The 15,863-nt window shown below is 68.4% G+C and carries 14 protein-coding genes; 13 read left to right on the forward strand and 1 reads right to left on the reverse strand.

What is annotated here, in order from left to right:
* Positions 1-8 precede the first annotated feature (8 nt).
* From AC3WRR_RS13855 to AC3WRR_RS13875, 5 genes are all read left to right on the forward strand, one after another.
* Entirely contained in the window at positions 9-506 is a 498-nt protein-coding gene (locus tag AC3WRR_RS13855) for a (2Fe-2S)-binding protein (RefSeq protein ID WP_010812899.1), read from the forward strand.
* Between the two features lie 50 nt (positions 507-556).
* Complete coding sequence (locus tag AC3WRR_RS13860; RefSeq protein WP_492297290.1) at positions 557-3,439, forward strand: c-type cytochrome; 2,883 nt, start codon at positions 557-559, stop codon at positions 3,437-3,439.
* A gap of 624 nt (positions 3,440-4,063) precedes the next feature.
* Positions 4,064-5,464, forward strand: coding sequence for an MFS transporter (locus AC3WRR_RS13865; protein WP_492297259.1), 1,401 nt, complete (start codon positions 4,064-4,066; stop codon positions 5,462-5,464).
* 202 nt (positions 5,465-5,666) lie between these two features.
* Positions 5,667-6,317, forward strand: coding sequence for a uracil phosphoribosyltransferase (upp, locus tag AC3WRR_RS13870; RefSeq protein ID WP_010812902.1), 651 nt, complete (start codon positions 5,667-5,669; stop codon positions 6,315-6,317).
* Positions 6,318-6,444: 127 nt separating this feature from the next.
* Positions 6,445-6,609, forward strand: coding sequence for a DUF3149 domain-containing protein (locus AC3WRR_RS13875; protein ID WP_010812903.1), 165 nt, complete (start codon positions 6,445-6,447; stop codon positions 6,607-6,609).
* A 52-nt stretch (positions 6,610-6,661) separates the two neighbouring features.
* On the opposite strand, the gene AC3WRR_RS13880 is transcribed toward AC3WRR_RS13875, so the two are convergent.
* Positions 6,662-8,188, reverse strand: coding sequence for a helicase HerA-like C-terminal domain-containing protein (locus AC3WRR_RS13880; protein WP_010812904.1), 1,527 nt, complete (start codon positions 8,186-8,188; stop codon positions 6,662-6,664).
* A gap of 220 nt (positions 8,189-8,408) precedes the next feature.
* Between AC3WRR_RS13880 and AC3WRR_RS13885 the strand changes: the two genes are divergently transcribed.
* The 8 genes from AC3WRR_RS13885 to rng all read left to right on the forward strand — a co-directional run bounded on the left by AC3WRR_RS13885 (position 8,409) and on the right by rng (position 15,817).
* A complete protein-coding gene (locus AC3WRR_RS13885; protein WP_010812905.1) occupies positions 8,409-9,134 on the forward strand; it encodes a YebC/PmpR family DNA-binding transcriptional regulator in 726 nt (241 codons plus the stop codon).
* 84 nt (positions 9,135-9,218) lie between these two features.
* The gene (purD, locus tag AC3WRR_RS13890) at positions 9,219-10,487 is read left to right on the forward strand and encodes a phosphoribosylamine--glycine ligase (RefSeq protein ID WP_010812906.1); all 1,269 of its coding nucleotides are present in this window, start codon (positions 9,219-9,221) and stop codon (positions 10,485-10,487) included.
* 179 nt (positions 10,488-10,666) lie between these two features.
* Positions 10,667-11,578, forward strand: a complete 912-nt coding sequence (gene hemF / locus AC3WRR_RS13895) for an oxygen-dependent coproporphyrinogen oxidase (protein WP_011614789.1) — start codon at positions 10,667-10,669, stop codon at positions 11,576-11,578.
* Between the two features lie 10 nt (positions 11,579-11,588).
* The gene (locus AC3WRR_RS13900) at positions 11,589-12,323 is read left to right on the forward strand and encodes a nicotinate-nucleotide adenylyltransferase (RefSeq protein WP_010812908.1); all 735 of its coding nucleotides are present in this window, start codon (positions 11,589-11,591) and stop codon (positions 12,321-12,323) included.
* A 61-nt stretch (positions 12,324-12,384) separates the two neighbouring features.
* On the forward strand, positions 12,385-13,083 hold the full coding sequence (gene rsfS, locus AC3WRR_RS13905; RefSeq protein WP_492297261.1) for a ribosome silencing factor: 699 nt from the start codon (positions 12,385-12,387) through the stop codon (positions 13,081-13,083).
* A gap of 53 nt (positions 13,084-13,136) precedes the next feature.
* The gene (gene rlmH, locus AC3WRR_RS13910) at positions 13,137-13,616 is read left to right on the forward strand and encodes a 23S rRNA (pseudouridine(1915)-N(3))-methyltransferase RlmH (protein WP_011614787.1); all 480 of its coding nucleotides are present in this window, start codon (positions 13,137-13,139) and stop codon (positions 13,614-13,616) included.
* Positions 13,617-13,649: 33 nt separating this feature from the next.
* Entirely contained in the window at positions 13,650-14,264 is a 615-nt protein-coding gene (locus AC3WRR_RS13915; protein WP_010812911.1) for a Maf family protein, read from the forward strand.
* Between the two features lie 86 nt (positions 14,265-14,350).
* Positions 14,351-15,817: a ribonuclease G gene (gene rng / locus AC3WRR_RS13920; RefSeq protein ID WP_010812912.1), complete on the forward strand. Its 1,467-nt coding sequence runs from the start codon at positions 14,351-14,353 to the stop codon at positions 15,815-15,817.
* The last annotated feature ends 46 nt before the right edge of the window (positions 15,818-15,863 follow it).

Genomic DNA, 15,863 nt, shown 5'->3' on the forward strand with positions numbered 1-15,863 from the left:
GCCCCCCGATGAACACGCCCCGCCCCCTGACGCTGCAAGTCAATCACGCCGAGCACACGCTGAGCGTGGCCCCTGACACGCCGCTGCTCTACATCCTGCGCAACGACCTGTGCTGCAACGGGCCCAAGTACGGCTGCGGCCTGGGCCAGTGCGGCGCCTGCACGGTGCTGGTGGACGGCATGCCGGCGCGCGCCTGCGTGCTGCCGGTCAGGGCCGTGGTCGGGCACGCCGTCACCACGCTGGAAGGACTGGGCACCGATGCGCAGCCCGACCCGGTGCAGCAAGCGTTTATCGACGAGCAGGCCGCGCAATGCGGCTATTGCCTGAATGGCATGATCATGACCGCCAAGGCGCTGCTCGCGCAGAATCCCGATCCCGATGAGGCCCAGATCCGCGAGGCGCTGCGCTTCAACCTGTGCCGCTGCGGCACCCATGTGGAAATCGTGCGCGCGGTGCAACGTGCCGCGATGCTGCAACGGCAGACGGCCGGGGGGTCGGCATCGTGAACGAAGGACTCGTGCCCCAGGCCACCCCTGCGACCGCGGTCGCGGGCAGCATGCCGCCGCCCGCCGCCGACTGCCTGGTTGCCCGGGTGCTGACACCGCCTGGCCTGCGCTGGATCGACGGCAAGCCGCTGGCGGCACGCCTGCTGGGCGCGCAGCACGAGGCCGCGCTGGCGCTGCCGGGCGTGCGCGCGGTCGTCATCCGCAACAACTTTGCCGGCGTGGCGGCGGCTTCCGGCGCACAGGCCGCCAACGCAATCCAGGCGCTGCAGGCACGATGGTCCGCCCCGCCCCGCGCCGATGACGCACCGGTAACGCGCCACGCGCTGGCCCGGCGCGGCAATGCCGATGCGGTGCTGGCCGGCGCCGACGCGCGCCACACGCAGCACTACCAGTGGCCGCTGGCCGGCACCCGCGGCGAGGCGTATTGCACAGCCGTCGCCGACTGGCGCGACGGCAAGCTGACCGTGTGGCTGCCGAGCACGCGCCCTGGCGCGCTGCGCGCCGAGCTTGCCGCGCTGCTGGGCATCGCGCAGCAACAGGTGGTGCTGGCCTGCTGGCAATCGCCCGATGACCGCGCGGACCCGGCGCTGCTCGCGCCGCACGCCGCCGCCGACGCGGCGCTGCTGGCCCACGCCGCCGGACTGCCCGTGATGCGTCGGCTGTGTGCCGCCGATGTAGGCCTTGCCGATGCCGCGCTCGATGTGCGCGTCGACACCGCGCTGGCCGGCACTGCGATCGAAGCCTACGCCGCAACGCTGGCGGGCACCGCCGCCCCGGCCGTACCGCTGGCGCTGTGGCTGACGCATACGGCATCGCCCGTGGCGGACGGCATCGATGCCGACCATGCAGGCGACACCACCATGCCGCCCTATCGCATCCCGCATGTCGACCTGGTTGCGACAGGCAACGCCGCGGCGTTCGATGCCGCGCCACTGGCTGCCACCCGGGCCCAGGTGTTCGCCCGGGAATCCCATCTCGACGAGCTTGCCGCCGCCTCCGGCACCGATCCGGTCGCACTGCGGCTGGCGCATCTCGACGATGCGCGCGGCACGGCACTGGTACGGCAAGTGGCCGAGCGCGCCGCCTGGACGCCGGCCGCGCCCCGCGCCAACACAGCGGCAGGCAACGTACAGCGCGGCCGCGGCTTTGCCTATGCCCACACCATCGATCACGAAGCCGGGCAGACCTGGTCGGCATGGGTGGCCGAGGTCGAGGTCGACGGCACCACCGGCGAGCTGGCGGTCACGCGCGTGACGGTGGGGCATGACAGTGAATCGCTGCCGCGCGCGCAAGCCGCGCCGTCCGCGCGCTCGCTGGAGCTGGCCGTGGCCGATGCTGCCCTGCAGCTGACGTCGGCCACGCCCGCCTTCGACACCTGGCCGGCCGAGGCGCCATCTGCCAGCCAGGCGCTGCCGGCCGTGCCGGGCAGCGCCCTGCCGGAAGTCCGCCTGGCCGGCACGCTCGCCCCGCATGACGCGCTGGCTGCCAGCCCGACCGGCACCATGCCCGCCGCCGCGGCCGTGGCCAATGCCATCTACGATGCCACCGGCGTGCGCCTGCGCGCGCCGCCCTTCAGCGCCGACCGCATCCGGCTGGCGCTGGCCGAGGCCAGGCCCGGCAACCAGCGCAGCAAGCGCGGCTGGATCGCCGCAGCCGCCGCAGCCGCCGCAGCCGCTGCCGGCGTGTGCGCCACGCTGATGCCCTGGCGCGCGCCGATCGCACCGGTGGCGCCGCCCGAGGCCGGCTTCTACTCCGCCGCCACGCTCGAACGCGGCCGGCTGGTGGCCGCCGCGGGAGACTGTGCGGTTTGCCATACCGCGCCGGGCGGCGTGAAGAACGCCGGCGGCCTGCCGCTGGAGACGCCCTTCGGCACGGTCTACAGCACCAACATCACCCCGGATGTGCAGACCGGCATCGGCAACTGGTCCTTCGCCGCGTTCGAGCGCGCCATGCGCGAGGGCATCCACCGCGACGGGCGCCGCCTGTATCCCGCATTCCCGTACACCGCATTCGCGAAGATCAGCGACGGCGACATGCAGGCGCTGTATGGGTACCTGATGTCGGCAGAGCCGGTGAAAGCCGAAGTCCCGCAGACGCAGCTGGCGTTCCCCTTCAACCTGCGCCCGCTGCTGGCCGGCTGGAACCTGCTGTTCCATCGCAACGAGCGCTTTACACCGGACCCGTCGCGCTCCGCGCAATGGAATCGCGGCGCGTACCTGGCCGAAGGGCTGGGCCACTGCAGCGCCTGCCATTCGCCGCGCAACGCGCTCGGCGGCGAAAAGGGCGGCCGCCAGTACCTGACCGGCGGCAGCGCCGAAGGCTGGGAAGCGCCGCCGCTGACCGCGCTGTCGCAAGCACCGCTGCCCTGGACCGAAGCGGCGCTGTTCACCTACCTGCGCGGCGGCTATGCGCCGCACCATGGCGCCGCGGCCGGACCGATGGCACCGGTGGTCGAGGAACTGGCGCAACTGCCTGAGTCCGACGTGCGCGCGATTGCGCACTACGTGGCCTCGTTCGGCACGCCAGCGCCCTCGCCTGCCGTACTGGCCGCACAGGCAGCGCAGCTCGAGCAGCGCAGCGCGCAGGCCGCGCGCACCCTGGGCGGTCCCGGCGAACGCCTGTACCAGAGCGCATGCGCGGTCTGCCACCAGTCGGACCAGGGCATCGCCCAGTTCGGTGTCAAGCCTTCGCTGGCGCTCAATACGAACCTGCACAGCAAGCTGCCGGACAACGTGATCCAGGTGCTGCTGCAAGGCATGCCGGCACCGCCCAACAGCGAACTGGGGGCGATGCCGGCCTATGCCGACACGCTCGACGACCAGCAGATCGCGCAACTGACGCAGTACCTGCGCGCGCGCTTTGCGCCCGACAAACCCGCATGGCAGGACCTGGAGAACACCGTCGCGCGCCTGCGCGCGATGCCTGCCCACTAGGACTAGCAGACCCGGCGGGGCCGGCTCGCCGCGCCTACCGCATCCACGCTGACCGCACCTACGCCGTGCCTGGCAAGGCGCTTCGCCACCGGGCAGGGAACGTGCATTCCCGCGCCGGCGCCATGCGCGCCACGCGCGGGAAAACCCCGAGGAGGGAAAACGCAATTCGGCCTTGCCCGCCAGTTTCATGTAGCTTACGCTGAACGATCATGTAGTGCGCACTACATGAGTGCCGCGTGGCTCGCAGCGGTGCCGCCCCGCACAAGGACGGCGCGCCGCAAGCGGCAGACGAGACAACAAAACTAAAAGATTGGCCCTTTACATCACCGGAAGCGCTGGCCCGGGGCTTGCATAGTCCCCCGCAGCGCCGACCGGGAGGCCGGGCCTGGACCAACCAAGGGTAGACAACAAGGAGTGACTATGTCGTATCAGAACCAAGCAGGTGTTGCGAGCGTGCTACCGGGTCAGTTCTAGCCTCGCCAATTGGAGTACTCACCACGTTTCGTTGCAATTCGGTGCGATTGCCCCGGTGTGATCATCACGCATTAGTCAGTACCGTCTGGCCCTGCTTCGATACGTGTGCGTCCGAGTTCAAGAACCAGCCTATAAAGACAGGTAGACAACATGTCGTCATCAATTTCATCCATGGCAACAACGACCATCCCGGAAGTCACGCTAGGCGCGTCCCCACAGCCCAGCGCGCGGGGAGCGTCGCCTCAAACCATCACGATCGAGCAAGGCATCCGCGCGGCCGGCGTCGGCCGGTTCCAGTATCGGCTCTTCGTCATCTTCGGCCTGGTCTGGCTGGCTGACGCGATGCAGGTGCTGTCGATCGGCTTCACCGCGCCGTCGATTGCGGCGACCTTTGGCATTCCCGTACCGACCGCTCTGCAGACCGGGACGATGTTCTTTATCGGCATGCTGATCGGCGCTTTCGTGTTCGGCCGGCTGGCTGACAGGATCGGCCGCCGGCCCGTGCTGATGATGGCGGTGGTCATCGACGCCATCTGCGGTGTCGCTTCCGCTTTCGCACCGGACTTCCAGTGGCTGCTGTTGCTGCGCTTCCTGACCGGCATCGGCGTCGGCGGCACGCTGCCCGTCGACTACACCATGATGGCCGAGTTCCTGCCCTCGGACCGGCGCGGTCGCTGGCTGGTCCTGCTGGAGTCGTTCTGGGCCGTCGGCACGATCCTGCTCGCCGTTCTTGCGCTGATCGCCGTGTCGCGAGGCAATGATGCCTGGCGGCTGATCTTCCTCGTCACGGGCATCCCCGCCCTGGTCGGCGTGGTGTTCCGCTTCTTTGTTCCCGAGTCTCCGCTCTACCTGAATAAATCGGGTCGCTCGGCCGAGGCGCGCGCGGTGCTGCAGCGTGTCGCCACCGCCAATCGCGTGTCCGTTGAAATCGGCAACCTGGAGCCGCAGCCGATGGAGCGCAAGTCGGTCTTTGCGCTGTTCGCGCGCGGATGCCGGCGCCGCACCATCTGCCTGCTTGCCGCCTGGGCGCTTATCTCGATCGCCTACTACGGCGTCTTCGTCTATCTGCCGGTCAAGCTGGCGGGCCAGGGCTTTGGCTTCATGCGCGGCCAGGTCTTCCTGATCGTGCTCGCGCTGGTGCAGCTCCCCGGGTTCGCGCTGGCCGCGCACGGCGTCGAGCGCTGGGGCCGCAAGCCGACCCTGATCGGCTTCCTGCTGCTCAGCGCGGCAGGCTGCATGCTCTACAGCCTGGGTACGTCCACCGCGCTTATCGTCGGCTCGACCCTGCTGATGAGCTTCTCGCTGCTCGGTACCTGGGGCGCCCTCTACGCCTTCACGCCCGAGGTGTACCCGACTGACCTGCGGGCCAGCGGGATGGGCACTGCGGGTGCGATGGCGCGCTTTGGCGGCCTGTTCGCGCCGTCCATCATTGCACCGATCATGGCCAGCCAGTTCACCCTCGCCCTGGCGCTGCTTTCGTCATTTCTTGCCGTGGCGGCGATCGCCATCTACATGGTGGATATCGAGTCGAAGAACCGCGCGCTTGACTAGCGCAAGGCGCCGCCGGACGCTCCCGGCGGTTCAGGGAGCCCGCCGGCGGCGCTGGCGTGGGCGGGTCCCGGAAGCGAAGCCACGGGCAGGGCGGCCCGCTTCCATTACAATCCGGCTGCAACGGCGCGGCGCGCTGGTCGACCCGATCTCGCCGCCCGCTTCACCTGCTTGCCCCTATCCCGCCGAGCCCTCGCCGCCAGCCATGAAACAAGACCCGCGCTTTCCCAACCTGTTCATCCTCGACCACCCGCTGATCCAGCACAAGCTCTCGCACATGCGCGACAAGGAAACGTCGACGCGCACCTTCCGCGAACTGCTGCGCGAGATCACGCTGCTGATGGGCTATGAGATCACCCGCAACCTGCCGCTGACCACGCGCCGCATCGAGACGCCGCTGGTGGAGCTGGACGCGCCGGTGATCGCCGGCAAGAAGCTGACCATCGTGCCAGTGCTGCGCGCGGGCGTGGGCATGAGCGACGGCCTGGTCGAGCTGATCCCGTCGGCGCGCATCGGCCATATCGGCGTGTACCGCGACGAGCAGCACCGCCCGGTGGAATACCTGGTGCGGCTGCCCGACGTGGAGGACCGCAGCTTCATCCTGTGCGACCCGATGGTCGCCACGGGCTATTCGGCTGCGCATGCCGTGGATGTGCTCAAGCGGCGCGGCGTGAAGGACGAGGCCATCACCTTCGTTGCGCTGGTGGCGGCGCCCGAGGGCGTGGAAGTGTTCCAGAAGGCGCATCCGAACGTGCAGCTGTTCGTGGCCTCGCTCGACAGCCATCTCGACGAGCACGCCTACATCGTGCCGGGCCTGGGCGATGCGGGCGACCGCCTGTTCGGCACCAAGAACTGAGTGGCGCGCGGCGGGCTGGCTTGCGCTTGACCGGCCTCAATAGTCCGCGCCACAGGGCTCCCTACACTGGCGGCAGGCGCCGGCGAGACCTCGCCGGCGGCCATCGCCAAAGCAAAGGGAGCCAAGCATGGAAGCCTTCAAGATCCTGTTCAGTACCAGCACCGGCCTGATGAGCCTGGGCGTGATCGTCTTCATCATCGGCATGGGGTGGTTCTTTGCGCGGATGTTCGCGCGCAAGATGCGCGAGGATGCGGCAGCGGCCAAGGCGCAGCAACAAGCGCAGCGTCGCTAAGGGAAAGGGCCGCATCGTGCGGCCCTTTCCGTCATTGCGTCGGTCCGGGTCTTTACTTCTTCTTGCCCAGCAGGCTCCCCAGCACGCCGCGGATCAGCTCGCGCCCGACCTGCGAGCCCACCGTGCGCGCGGCCGACTTGGCCATCGACTCCAGGATCGAATCGCCGCGGCCGGTCTTGCCGGTGCCCTTGGTCAGCGTGCCGAAGATGTCGCCGGCCGTGCCGAGCCAGCCGCTGTCCTGCTCGCCCGCTGGCTGCCCCGCCGGCGCGCCTCCGGCGCCCTTGCCGTTGCCATTGCCGACCGTCGCCACGCTGCCGCGCAGCTTTTCATAGGCGGATTCGCGGTCCACGGTCTTCTCGTAGGTGCCCGCCACCAGCGAACCGGCGATCAGCTGCTTGCGCTCTTCCTCCGTCGCCGGGCCGATGCGGCTGCCCGGTGCCAGCACCCAGGCGCGCTCGGTCACGCAGGGCGTGCCCTTGGCATCCAGGAACGACACCAGGGCCTCGCCCACGCCCAGTTCGCCGATCGCGGTTTCCAGGTCCAGCTTGGGGTTGGCGCGCATGGTGGTGGCCGCCACCTTGACCGCCTTCTGGTCGCGCGGGGTAAAGGCGCGCAGCGCATGCTGCACGCGGTTGCCCAGTTGGCCCAGCACGGTGTCGGGGATGTCGATCGGGTTCTGCGTGACGAAGTACACGCCCACGCCCTTGGAACGCACCAGCCGCACCACCTGCTCGATCTTGTCGAGCAGCGCCTTGGGCGCATCGTTGAACAGCAGGTGGGCCTCGTCGAAGAAGAACACCAGCTTGGGCTTGTCCAGGTCGCCGGCCTCGGGCAGCTTCTCGAACAGCTCGGACAGCATCCACAGCAAGAAGGTCGCGTACAGCCGCGGCGCGTTCATCAGCTTGTCGGCGGCCAGGATATTGACCACGCCCTGGCCCTTCTCGGTCTGGATGAAGTCTTCCAGGTTCAGCATCGGCTCACCGAAGAAGACATCCCCACCCTGCGATTCCAGCGCGATCAGCCCGCGCTGGATGGCGCCGATCGAGGCGGCCGAGATATTGCCGTACTCGGTGGTGAACTGGCCGGCGTTGTCGCCGACGTACTGCAGCATGGCGCGCAGGTCCTTGGCATCGAGCAGCAGCAGGCCATTGGCGTCGGCAATGCGGAACACCAGGTTCAGCACCCCCTGCTGGGTGTCGTTCAACTCCAGCATGCGCGACAGCAGCAGCGGGCCCATGTGCGAGACCGTGGCGCGCACCGGGTGGCCCTTCTCGCCGAACACGTCCCACAGCGTGGTCGGGCACGCGCCCCATGCCGGCTCCGGCAGGTTCAGGTCGGCCAGGCGCTGCTTGAGCTTGTCGGACGGCTGGCCAGCCTGCGAAATGCCGGTCAAGTCACCTTTGACGTCCGCCATGAAGACCGGCACGCCCAGTCGCGAGAAGCCCTGCGCCAGGGTCTGCAGCGTGACGGTCTTGCCGGTGCCGGTGGCGCCGGTGATCAGCCCGTGCCGGTTGCCCATCTGCGGCAGCAGCACCAGTTCATGTTCGGCGTTCTTGGCGATGAGGATGGGGTCGGCCATGATGTTCCCTGGGGTTTTGAGGTCTGGCACCGCGGGACTCGCCACGGCAGCGGCGCGGGCAGGCCCGCGTGATAAAATCCTGGGCTGATTATAGCCAGCCGCCAGGCATATCCGTCACCTGGCGCGCGCTGTCCGAGGGCTTTGCCACCCCGGCCACGGCGCGCATGGCAACCCCGCACAACATCACCGCAGATCACCGCATTCCGCTTCGGAGAGAATCATGGCCGGTCACTCGAAATGGGCCAATATCAAACACAAGAAGGCCGCCGCTGACGCCAAGCGCGGCAAGATCTGGACCCGCCTGATCAAGGAAATCACCGTTGCCGCCAAGCTCGGCGGCGGCGATGTCGACTCCAACCCGCGCCTGCGCCTGTCGATCGACAAGGCCATGGACGCGAACATGCCCAAGGACAACATCCAGCGCGCGATCCAGCGCGGCGTGGGCGGCATGGAAGGCGCCAACTACGAAGAAATCCGCTACGAAGGCTACGGCCTGGCCGGCGCGGCCATCATCGTCGACTGCCTGACCGACAACCGCACCCGCACCGTGGCCGAAGTGCGCCATGCGTTCTCCAAGCACGGCGGCAACATGGGCACCGAAGGTTCGGTGGCGTTCATGTTCACCCACTGCGGCCAGTTCCTGTATGCCCCCGGCACGCCGGAAGACAAGCTGATGGAAGCCGCGCTCGAAGCCGGCGCCGACGACGTCGTCACCAACGACGACGGTTCGATCGAAGTCACCTGCCCGCCCAACGATTTCTCGGCGGTCAAGGCCGCACTGGAAGCCGCCGGCTTCAAGGCGGAGGTGGCCGACGTGGTGATGAAGCCGCAGAACGAAGTCAGCTTTGCCGGCGACGACGCGGCCAAGATGCAGAAACTGCTCGACGCCCTGGAAAACCTGGACGACGTGCAGGAAGTCTTCACCAACGCGGTGATCGAAGACTAAGCTGCAACAAGCCCCCATCGGCGGCGCCCCGGACACAGCCCAGGCCGCCGCCTTTTAGTATGTGTTTCTTTTCTGGCAGTGATCATGAAAGTATTGGTTGTCGGCTCGGGTGGACGTGAACACGCGCTGGCCTGGAAATTGGCCCAGTCCCCCAAGGTGCAGGTGGTGTACGTGGCGCCGGGCAACGGCGGGACCGCGCTCGACAAGCGCCTGCAGAATGTTCCGCTGACCGACCCCGAGGTCATCGCCGCCTTTGCCGAGCGCGAGGGCGTGGCCTTCACCGTGGTTGGCCCCGAGGCCCCGCTGGCCGCCGGCATTGTCGATATCTTCCGCGCCAAGGGCCTGCGCATCTTCGGGCCGACCCAGGCTGCCGCGCAGCTGGAATCGTCCAAGGACTTCGCCAAGGCGTTCATGGAGCGCCACGGCATCCCGACCGCCGCTTACCAGACCTTCTCCGACGCCACCCAGGCGCACGCCTACATCGACGCCCAGGGCGCTCCGATCGTGATCAAGGCCGACGGCCTGGCCGCGGGCAAGGGCGTGGTGGTGGCGATGTCGCTGGAAGAAGCGCACACCGCGGTCGACATGATGCTGGCCGACAACAAGCTCGGCGACGCCGGCGCGCGCGTGGTGATCGAAGAGTTCCTGGACGGCGAGGAAGCCAGCTTTATCGTGCTGGTCGACGGCAAGAACGTGCTGGCGCTGGCCACCAGCCAGGACCACAAGCGCCTGCTGGATGCCGACGCCGGCCCCAACACCGGCGGCATGGGCGCGTATTCCCCCGCCCCGGTAGTCACGCCCGCGCTGCATGCGCGCGCGCTGCGCGAGATCATCCTGCCGACCGTGCGCGGCATGGAAAAGGACGGCATCCCGTACACGGGCTTCCTGTACGCCGGCCTGATGATCGACAAGGACGGCAACCTGAAGACGCTGGAATTTAACTGCCGCATGGGCGACCCCGAAACCCAGCCGATCCTGGCGCGCCTGAAGACCGACCTGGTCGATGTGATGGAGCACGCCGTCAACGGCAAGCTCGACAGCATCGAGCTGGACTGGGACCGCCGCACCGCGCTGGGCGTGGTGATGGCGGCCTACGGCTATCCCGACAGCCCGCGCAAGGGCGATGCCATCACCGGCATCCCGGCCGAGACCGACGACAGCGTGACCTTCCACGCCGGCACCACCCTCAAGGACGGCACCCTGCTGACCTCGGGCGGGCGCGTGCTGTGCGTGGTGGGCCTGGCCGACACCGTCAAGGCAGCGCAGCGCGCCGCCTATGCCGCGGTCGAGCAGATCCGCTTCGACGGCATGCAGTACCGGACCGACATCGGCTACCGCGCCATCAAGCGCTGATCCTTCCCGGCAAACGCCGTTCCGGCCGGCATGGCTGATCCGCCTTGCCGGCCAGCTTTGGACCTGCGCGACCCGCCGGCCGCCTCAGCCGGTACAATCGTGACAACGCTGTGACGCGCCCGGCAGCCGCCAAGGCTGCCGGGCTGCCCTCAGCCCGGTCCATCCGCTTTCCGCCAACCATGATCGATTCCCAGGCAGTCCGTGCCTATCTGCTCGGTCTGCAAGACCGCATCACCGATGCCATCGGTGCCATCGACGGCCAGCCGTTCCTGACCGACGCCTGGGAGAAACCGCCCACCGAACGCCTGCGCGGCAGCGGCCGCACCCGCATCCTGGAAGGCGGCGCGGTGATGGAGCGCGCCGGCGTGGGCTTCTCGCACGTGAGCGGCGACACCCTGCCGCCGTCGGCCACCGCCAACCGGCCGGAGCTGGCCGGGCGCAGCTTCGAGGCCATGGGCGTGTCGCTGGTGTTCCACCCGCGCAATCCCTATGTGCCCACGGTCCATATGAACGTGCGCTGCTTCCTGGCGCTCAAGCCGGGGGCCGAGCCGGTATGGTGGTTCGGCGGCGGCATGGACCTGACGCCCTACTACGGCGACGCCGGCGACTGCGCGCACTTCCACCGCACCTGCCAGCAGGCGCTGGCGCCCTACGGCGACGACCTGTACCCGCGCTTCAAGCAGTGGTGCGACGAGTATTTCTTCCTGCGCCACCGCAACGAGGCGCGCGGCGTGGGCGGGATCTTCTTCGATGACTTCTCCGCGCTGGGCTTCGAGCGCAGCTTCGCCATGATGCAGTCGGTCGGCGACGCCTTCCTGGACGCCTACCTGCCGATCCTGCAGGCGCGCAAGGACACGCCCTACGGCGAGCGCGAGCGCGGCTTCCAGGCCTACCGGCGCGGGCGCTACGTCGAATTCAACCTCGTGTTCGACCGCGGCACGCTGTTCGGCCTGCAGTCGGGCGGACGCGCCGAATCCATCCTGATGTCGATGCCGCCGCTGGTGACCTGGCGCTATGACTGGCAACCGGAACCGGACAGCCCCGAAGCGGCGCTGTACACCGATTTCCTGCCAGCGCGCGACTGGGCCTGACGCCTGACCTATGGCCAATCCAGCGCAACACCGCAAGCCCGCCGCCGACGCGGGAGAACCGCCGCAACCGTCCGCCCGCCCCTATCGCCTGGGTATCCTGGGCGGCACATTTGATCCTCCCCACGTCGGCCACCTGGCACTGGCGCGGCTGTGCATCGAACACCTTGGGCTGGATGAGCTGGTGTGGATACCCACCGGCCAGTCGTGGCAAAAAGGCGACGACGTGACCCCTGCCGCCGACCGCCTGGCCATGACCGAACTGGCCGCCGCGGCGCTTGGCGACAGCGGCGCCAGAGTCCGCGTGAGCCGCATGGAAGTGGACCGCGCCGGCCCCAGCTACACCATCGACACGGTACGCCAGCTGCGCGCCGAATACGGCCCCGAAGCCTCGCTGTGCTGGCTGATGGGCGCCGACCAGCTGCTGCGCCTGCACACCTGGCACGGCTGGCAGGCACTGTTCGAACACGTGCATCTGTGCACCGCCACGCGGCCGCGCTTTGAGCTGGCGGCACTGGAGGGTCCGGTGCTGGCGGCACTGGCCGAACGCCAGGCTGACACGCACCTGATACAATGCACGCCCTCCGGCCGGATGTGGATCGACCAGACGCTCGCCGTCGACCTGTCTTCCACCCACCTGCGCCAGCGGCTGGCAGCCGGCCAGCCGGCAGATGACCAACTGCCGCCCGGCGTGGCACACTACATTGCCAACCACGGGCTGTACCGCGACGCCCCGGCCAGGGCATGACCGGGGTTGCACCAGTCCCGGCGCCCACCCCCAACCGATCTCAGCTGAACAAGAAGACACCATGGATATTCGTAAACTGCAACGCGCCATCGTCGACGGCCTCGAGGATGTCAAAGCGCAGGACATCAAGGTGTACGACACCAGCCACCTGACTGAACTGTTCGACCGGGTGGTGATTGCCAGCGGGACATCCAACCGCCAGACCAAGGCGCTGGCAGCGTCGGTGCGGGATACGGTGAAGGGAGCCGGCGGCCATATCGTGGCGGTCGAGGGCCTGGAAACCGGCGAATGGGTGCTGGTCGACTGCGGCGACGCCGTGGTCCACATCCTGCAGCCGCAGTTGCGCCTGTACTACAACCTGGAAGAGATCTGGGGCGACAAGCCGGTGCGCATGAAGCTGGCCGCCGGCGGCCGCGGCCTGGCCAAGGCCAGCGAGCCGATGGACGAGGACGAGGACGAGGCCCCGGTGCGCACCGTGCGCCGCGCCAGCAACCTGCGCCCCGCGCTGGCCCGCCTGCCCGAAGGCATGAAGGAGCCGTCGCCGCCGATGGGCCATGAGGACACCGACGCGGACGCCATCGCCACCATCCGCAAGCCGGCCCGCAAGACCGCCACCAAGACGGCAGCGACCAAGACCCCCGGCACCCGCGCCGCGGCGCCGCGCAAGACCGCGGCCAAGAAGGCCCCGAGCAAGACCGCTGCCAGCAAGAGCGCAGCAGCCAAGCCGGCCGCGCGCAAGCGCACCACCCGCTCGGCCTGAGTCCCGGCGCGCGGCCGCCCGGCGGCCGCGCAGCATGACCCATCCCCTGCCCCATGCAACTGGTGATCGTGGCCGTCGGCCACAAGATGCCCGGCTGGATCGAAACCGGCTTCAGCGAGTACGCCAAGCGCATGCCGCCCGAGCTGCGCATCGAACTGCGCGAGGTCAAGCCCGAAACCCGCTCGTCCAGCAACAACGCCGCCACCGTGATGCAGCGCGAAGCCGCGCGCATCGAGGCGGTGCTGGGCTCGCTGTCGAAGCAATGCCGCATCGTCGCGCTGGATGAGCGCGGACGCGACTTCACCACCGTGCAACTGGCCGCGCAGCTGACCGACTGGCAGCGCGAGGGCGGCGACGTGGCCTTCCTGATCGGCGGCGCCGACGGGCTCGACCCCGCCCTGAAAGCCCGCGCCAGCACCCTGATCCGGCTGTCCAGCCTGACCCTGCCGCACGGCATGGTGCGCGTGCTGCTGGCCGAGCAGCTGTACCGCGCCTGGTCCGTCACACAGAACCACCCCTATCATCGGGCCTGATCCCGGCTGTCGCCGGAAGGCCCCTCCGCCGCGATGCCCGACACCCTGCACGACTATCTTTACCTCGCCTCGCAGAGCCCGCGCCGCCGCGAGCTGCTGACCCAGCTCGGCGTGCGCTACGAACTGCTGCTGGCCGATGACGACGAGGATGCCGAAGCGCTCGAGGCCGTCCAGCCCGGCGAGACCCCCGACGACTACGTCCAGCGCGTCTGCGCGCTGAAGGCCGAAGCTGCGCTGCGCCGTCGCGAACGCCGCGCGCTGCCCGATGCGCCGGTGCTGACCTCCGACACCACGGTCTGCCTGGGCGGCCGCATCCTGGGCAAACCCGCCGACGGCGCCGATGCCGCGGCCATGCTGGGCGCGCTCTCGGGCAGCACCCACCGCGTCCTGACCGCTGTGACGATCGTGTCGACCACGGGCATGCGGCATGCGCTGTCGATCTCAGAAGTCACCTTCCGCCCGATGCAGCCCGCCGAGATCGAACGCTACGTCGCCAGCGGCGAGCCGCTCGGCAAGGCCGGTGCCTACGGCATCCAGGGCCGGGCGGCCGAGTTCGTCGAGCGGATCAGTGGCAGCTATTCAGGTATCATGGGCTTGCCCTTGTTTGAGACGGCGGCGTTACTTCGCCAGGCCCGCCTGCAGTTCTGAGCAGCGCCCTCCGTGCCCAGACAAGACCCGGCCCAGCGCCGGGCCACCCTATACAGCCGGGCCACCGGCGACGCGTTTCACCCGCTATGACTGAAGACATCCTCGTCAACATCACGCCCCAAGAGACCCGCGTCGCCATCGTGCAGCAGGCCGCGGTGCAGGAATTGCATGTCGAACGCACGCTCACGCGCGGGCTGGTCGGCAATATCTACCTGGGCAAGGTGGTGCGCGTGCTGCCCGGCATGCAATCGGCCTTTATCGATATCGGCCTGGAGCGCGCCGCCTTCCTGCACGTGGCCGACATCTGGCATCCGCGTGATGCCGACCGCAACAATTCCACCCCGCAGCTGGCCATCGAGAAGACCCTGTTCGAAGGCCAGGCACTCATGGTCCAGGTGATCAAGGACCCGATCGGCACCAAGGGGGCGCGCCTGTCCACCCAGGTGAGCATCGCCGGGCGCACCCTGGTGTACCTGCCGCAGGACCCGCATATCGGCATCTCGCAGCGCATCGAGGGCGAAGTGGACCGCGAGGCGCTGCGCAGCCGCGTGCAGGGCCTGGTGCCCGACGACGAGCGCGGCGGATTTATCGTGCGCACCATTGCCGAGGAAGCGACCGACGAAGAACTCGGCAACGATATCGCCTACCTGCGCAAGATCTGGGGCGCGATCCGCCAGAACGCCACTACCCTGCCCGCACCCAACCTGCTTTACCAGGACCTGAACCTGGCCCAGCGCGTGCTGCGCGACTTTATCAACGACGCCACCGGCGTGATCCAGATCGACTCGCGCGAGAACTACCAGATGCTGCTGGAGTTCGCCAAGGAATACACCCCGGCGGTGCTGCCGCGGCTGTCGCACTACACCGGCGAGCGCCCGATCTTCGACCTGTTCAATATCGACGCCGAGATCGAGAAGGCGCTGTCGCGCCGGGTGGACCTGAAGTCGGGCGGCTACCTGATGATCGACCAGACCGAGGCGATGACGACCATCGACGTCAACACCGGCGGCTACGTGGGCGCGCGCAACTTCGACGACACCATCTTCAAGACCAACCTGGAGGCGGCCCACACCATCGCGCGGCAGCTGCGCCTGCGCAACCTCGGCGGCATCATCATCATCGACTTCATCGATATGGAGAACGCCGAGCACCGCGACGCGGTGCTGTCCGAGCTGAAGCGAGCGCTCGCACGCGACCGCACCCGCATCACGGTCAACAGCTTCTCGCAACTGGGCCTGGTCGAGATGACGCGCAAGCGCACGCGCGAGTCGCTGGCGCATGTGCTGTGCGAGCAATGCCCGGTCTGCCACGGCAAGGGCCAGGTCAAGACGCCGCGTACGGCCTGCTACGACATCCTGCGCGAGATCATGCGCGAATCGCGCCAGTTCAACCCGCGCGAATTCCGCATCCTGGCCTCGCAGGAAGTGATCGACCTGTTCCTGGAAGAAGAAAGCCAGCATCTGGCGATGCTTGGCGACTTCATCGGCAAGCCGATTTCGCTGCAGGTGGAATCGACGTTCCACCAGGAACAGTACGACATCATCCTGATGTGAAGATGCCGGCGCAGGCATGGAAAGGCCCGCTCACTGGCGGGCCTTT

The organism is Cupriavidus sp. FW305-3-2-15-C-LB2, assembly GCF_058787575.1.

Excerpts from the sequence above, each read along its gene's own strand:
- AC3WRR_RS13855 (WP_010812899.1), top strand. The coding sequence starts at position 9 with ATGAACACGCCCCGCCCCCTGACGCTGCAAGTCAATCACGCCGAGCAC.
- AC3WRR_RS13860 (WP_492297290.1), top strand. The coding sequence starts at position 557 with ATGCCGCCGCCCGCCGCCGACTGCCTGGTTGCCCGGGTGCTGACACCG.
- AC3WRR_RS13865 (WP_492297259.1), top strand. The coding sequence starts at position 4,064 with ATGTCGTCATCAATTTCATCCATGGCAACAACGACCATCCCGGAAGTC.
- upp (WP_010812902.1), top strand. The coding sequence starts at position 5,667 with ATGAAACAAGACCCGCGCTTTCCCAACCTGTTCATCCTCGACCACCCG.
- AC3WRR_RS13875 (WP_010812903.1), top strand. The coding sequence starts at position 6,445 with ATGGAAGCCTTCAAGATCCTGTTCAGTACCAGCACCGGCCTGATGAGC.
- AC3WRR_RS13880 (WP_010812904.1), bottom strand. The coding sequence starts at position 8,188 with ATGGCCGACCCCATCCTCATCGCCAAGAACGCCGAACATGAACTGGTG.
- AC3WRR_RS13885 (WP_010812905.1), top strand. The coding sequence starts at position 8,409 with ATGGCCGGTCACTCGAAATGGGCCAATATCAAACACAAGAAGGCCGCC.
- purD (WP_010812906.1), top strand. The coding sequence starts at position 9,219 with ATGAAAGTATTGGTTGTCGGCTCGGGTGGACGTGAACACGCGCTGGCC.
- hemF (WP_011614789.1), top strand. The coding sequence starts at position 10,667 with ATGATCGATTCCCAGGCAGTCCGTGCCTATCTGCTCGGTCTGCAAGAC.
- AC3WRR_RS13900 (WP_010812908.1), top strand. The coding sequence starts at position 11,589 with ATGGCCAATCCAGCGCAACACCGCAAGCCCGCCGCCGACGCGGGAGAA.
- rsfS (WP_492297261.1), top strand. The coding sequence starts at position 12,385 with ATGGATATTCGTAAACTGCAACGCGCCATCGTCGACGGCCTCGAGGAT.
- rlmH (WP_011614787.1), top strand. The coding sequence starts at position 13,137 with ATGCAACTGGTGATCGTGGCCGTCGGCCACAAGATGCCCGGCTGGATC.
- AC3WRR_RS13915 (WP_010812911.1), top strand. The coding sequence starts at position 13,650 with ATGCCCGACACCCTGCACGACTATCTTTACCTCGCCTCGCAGAGCCCG.
- rng (WP_010812912.1), top strand. The coding sequence starts at position 14,351 with ATGACTGAAGACATCCTCGTCAACATCACGCCCCAAGAGACCCGCGTC.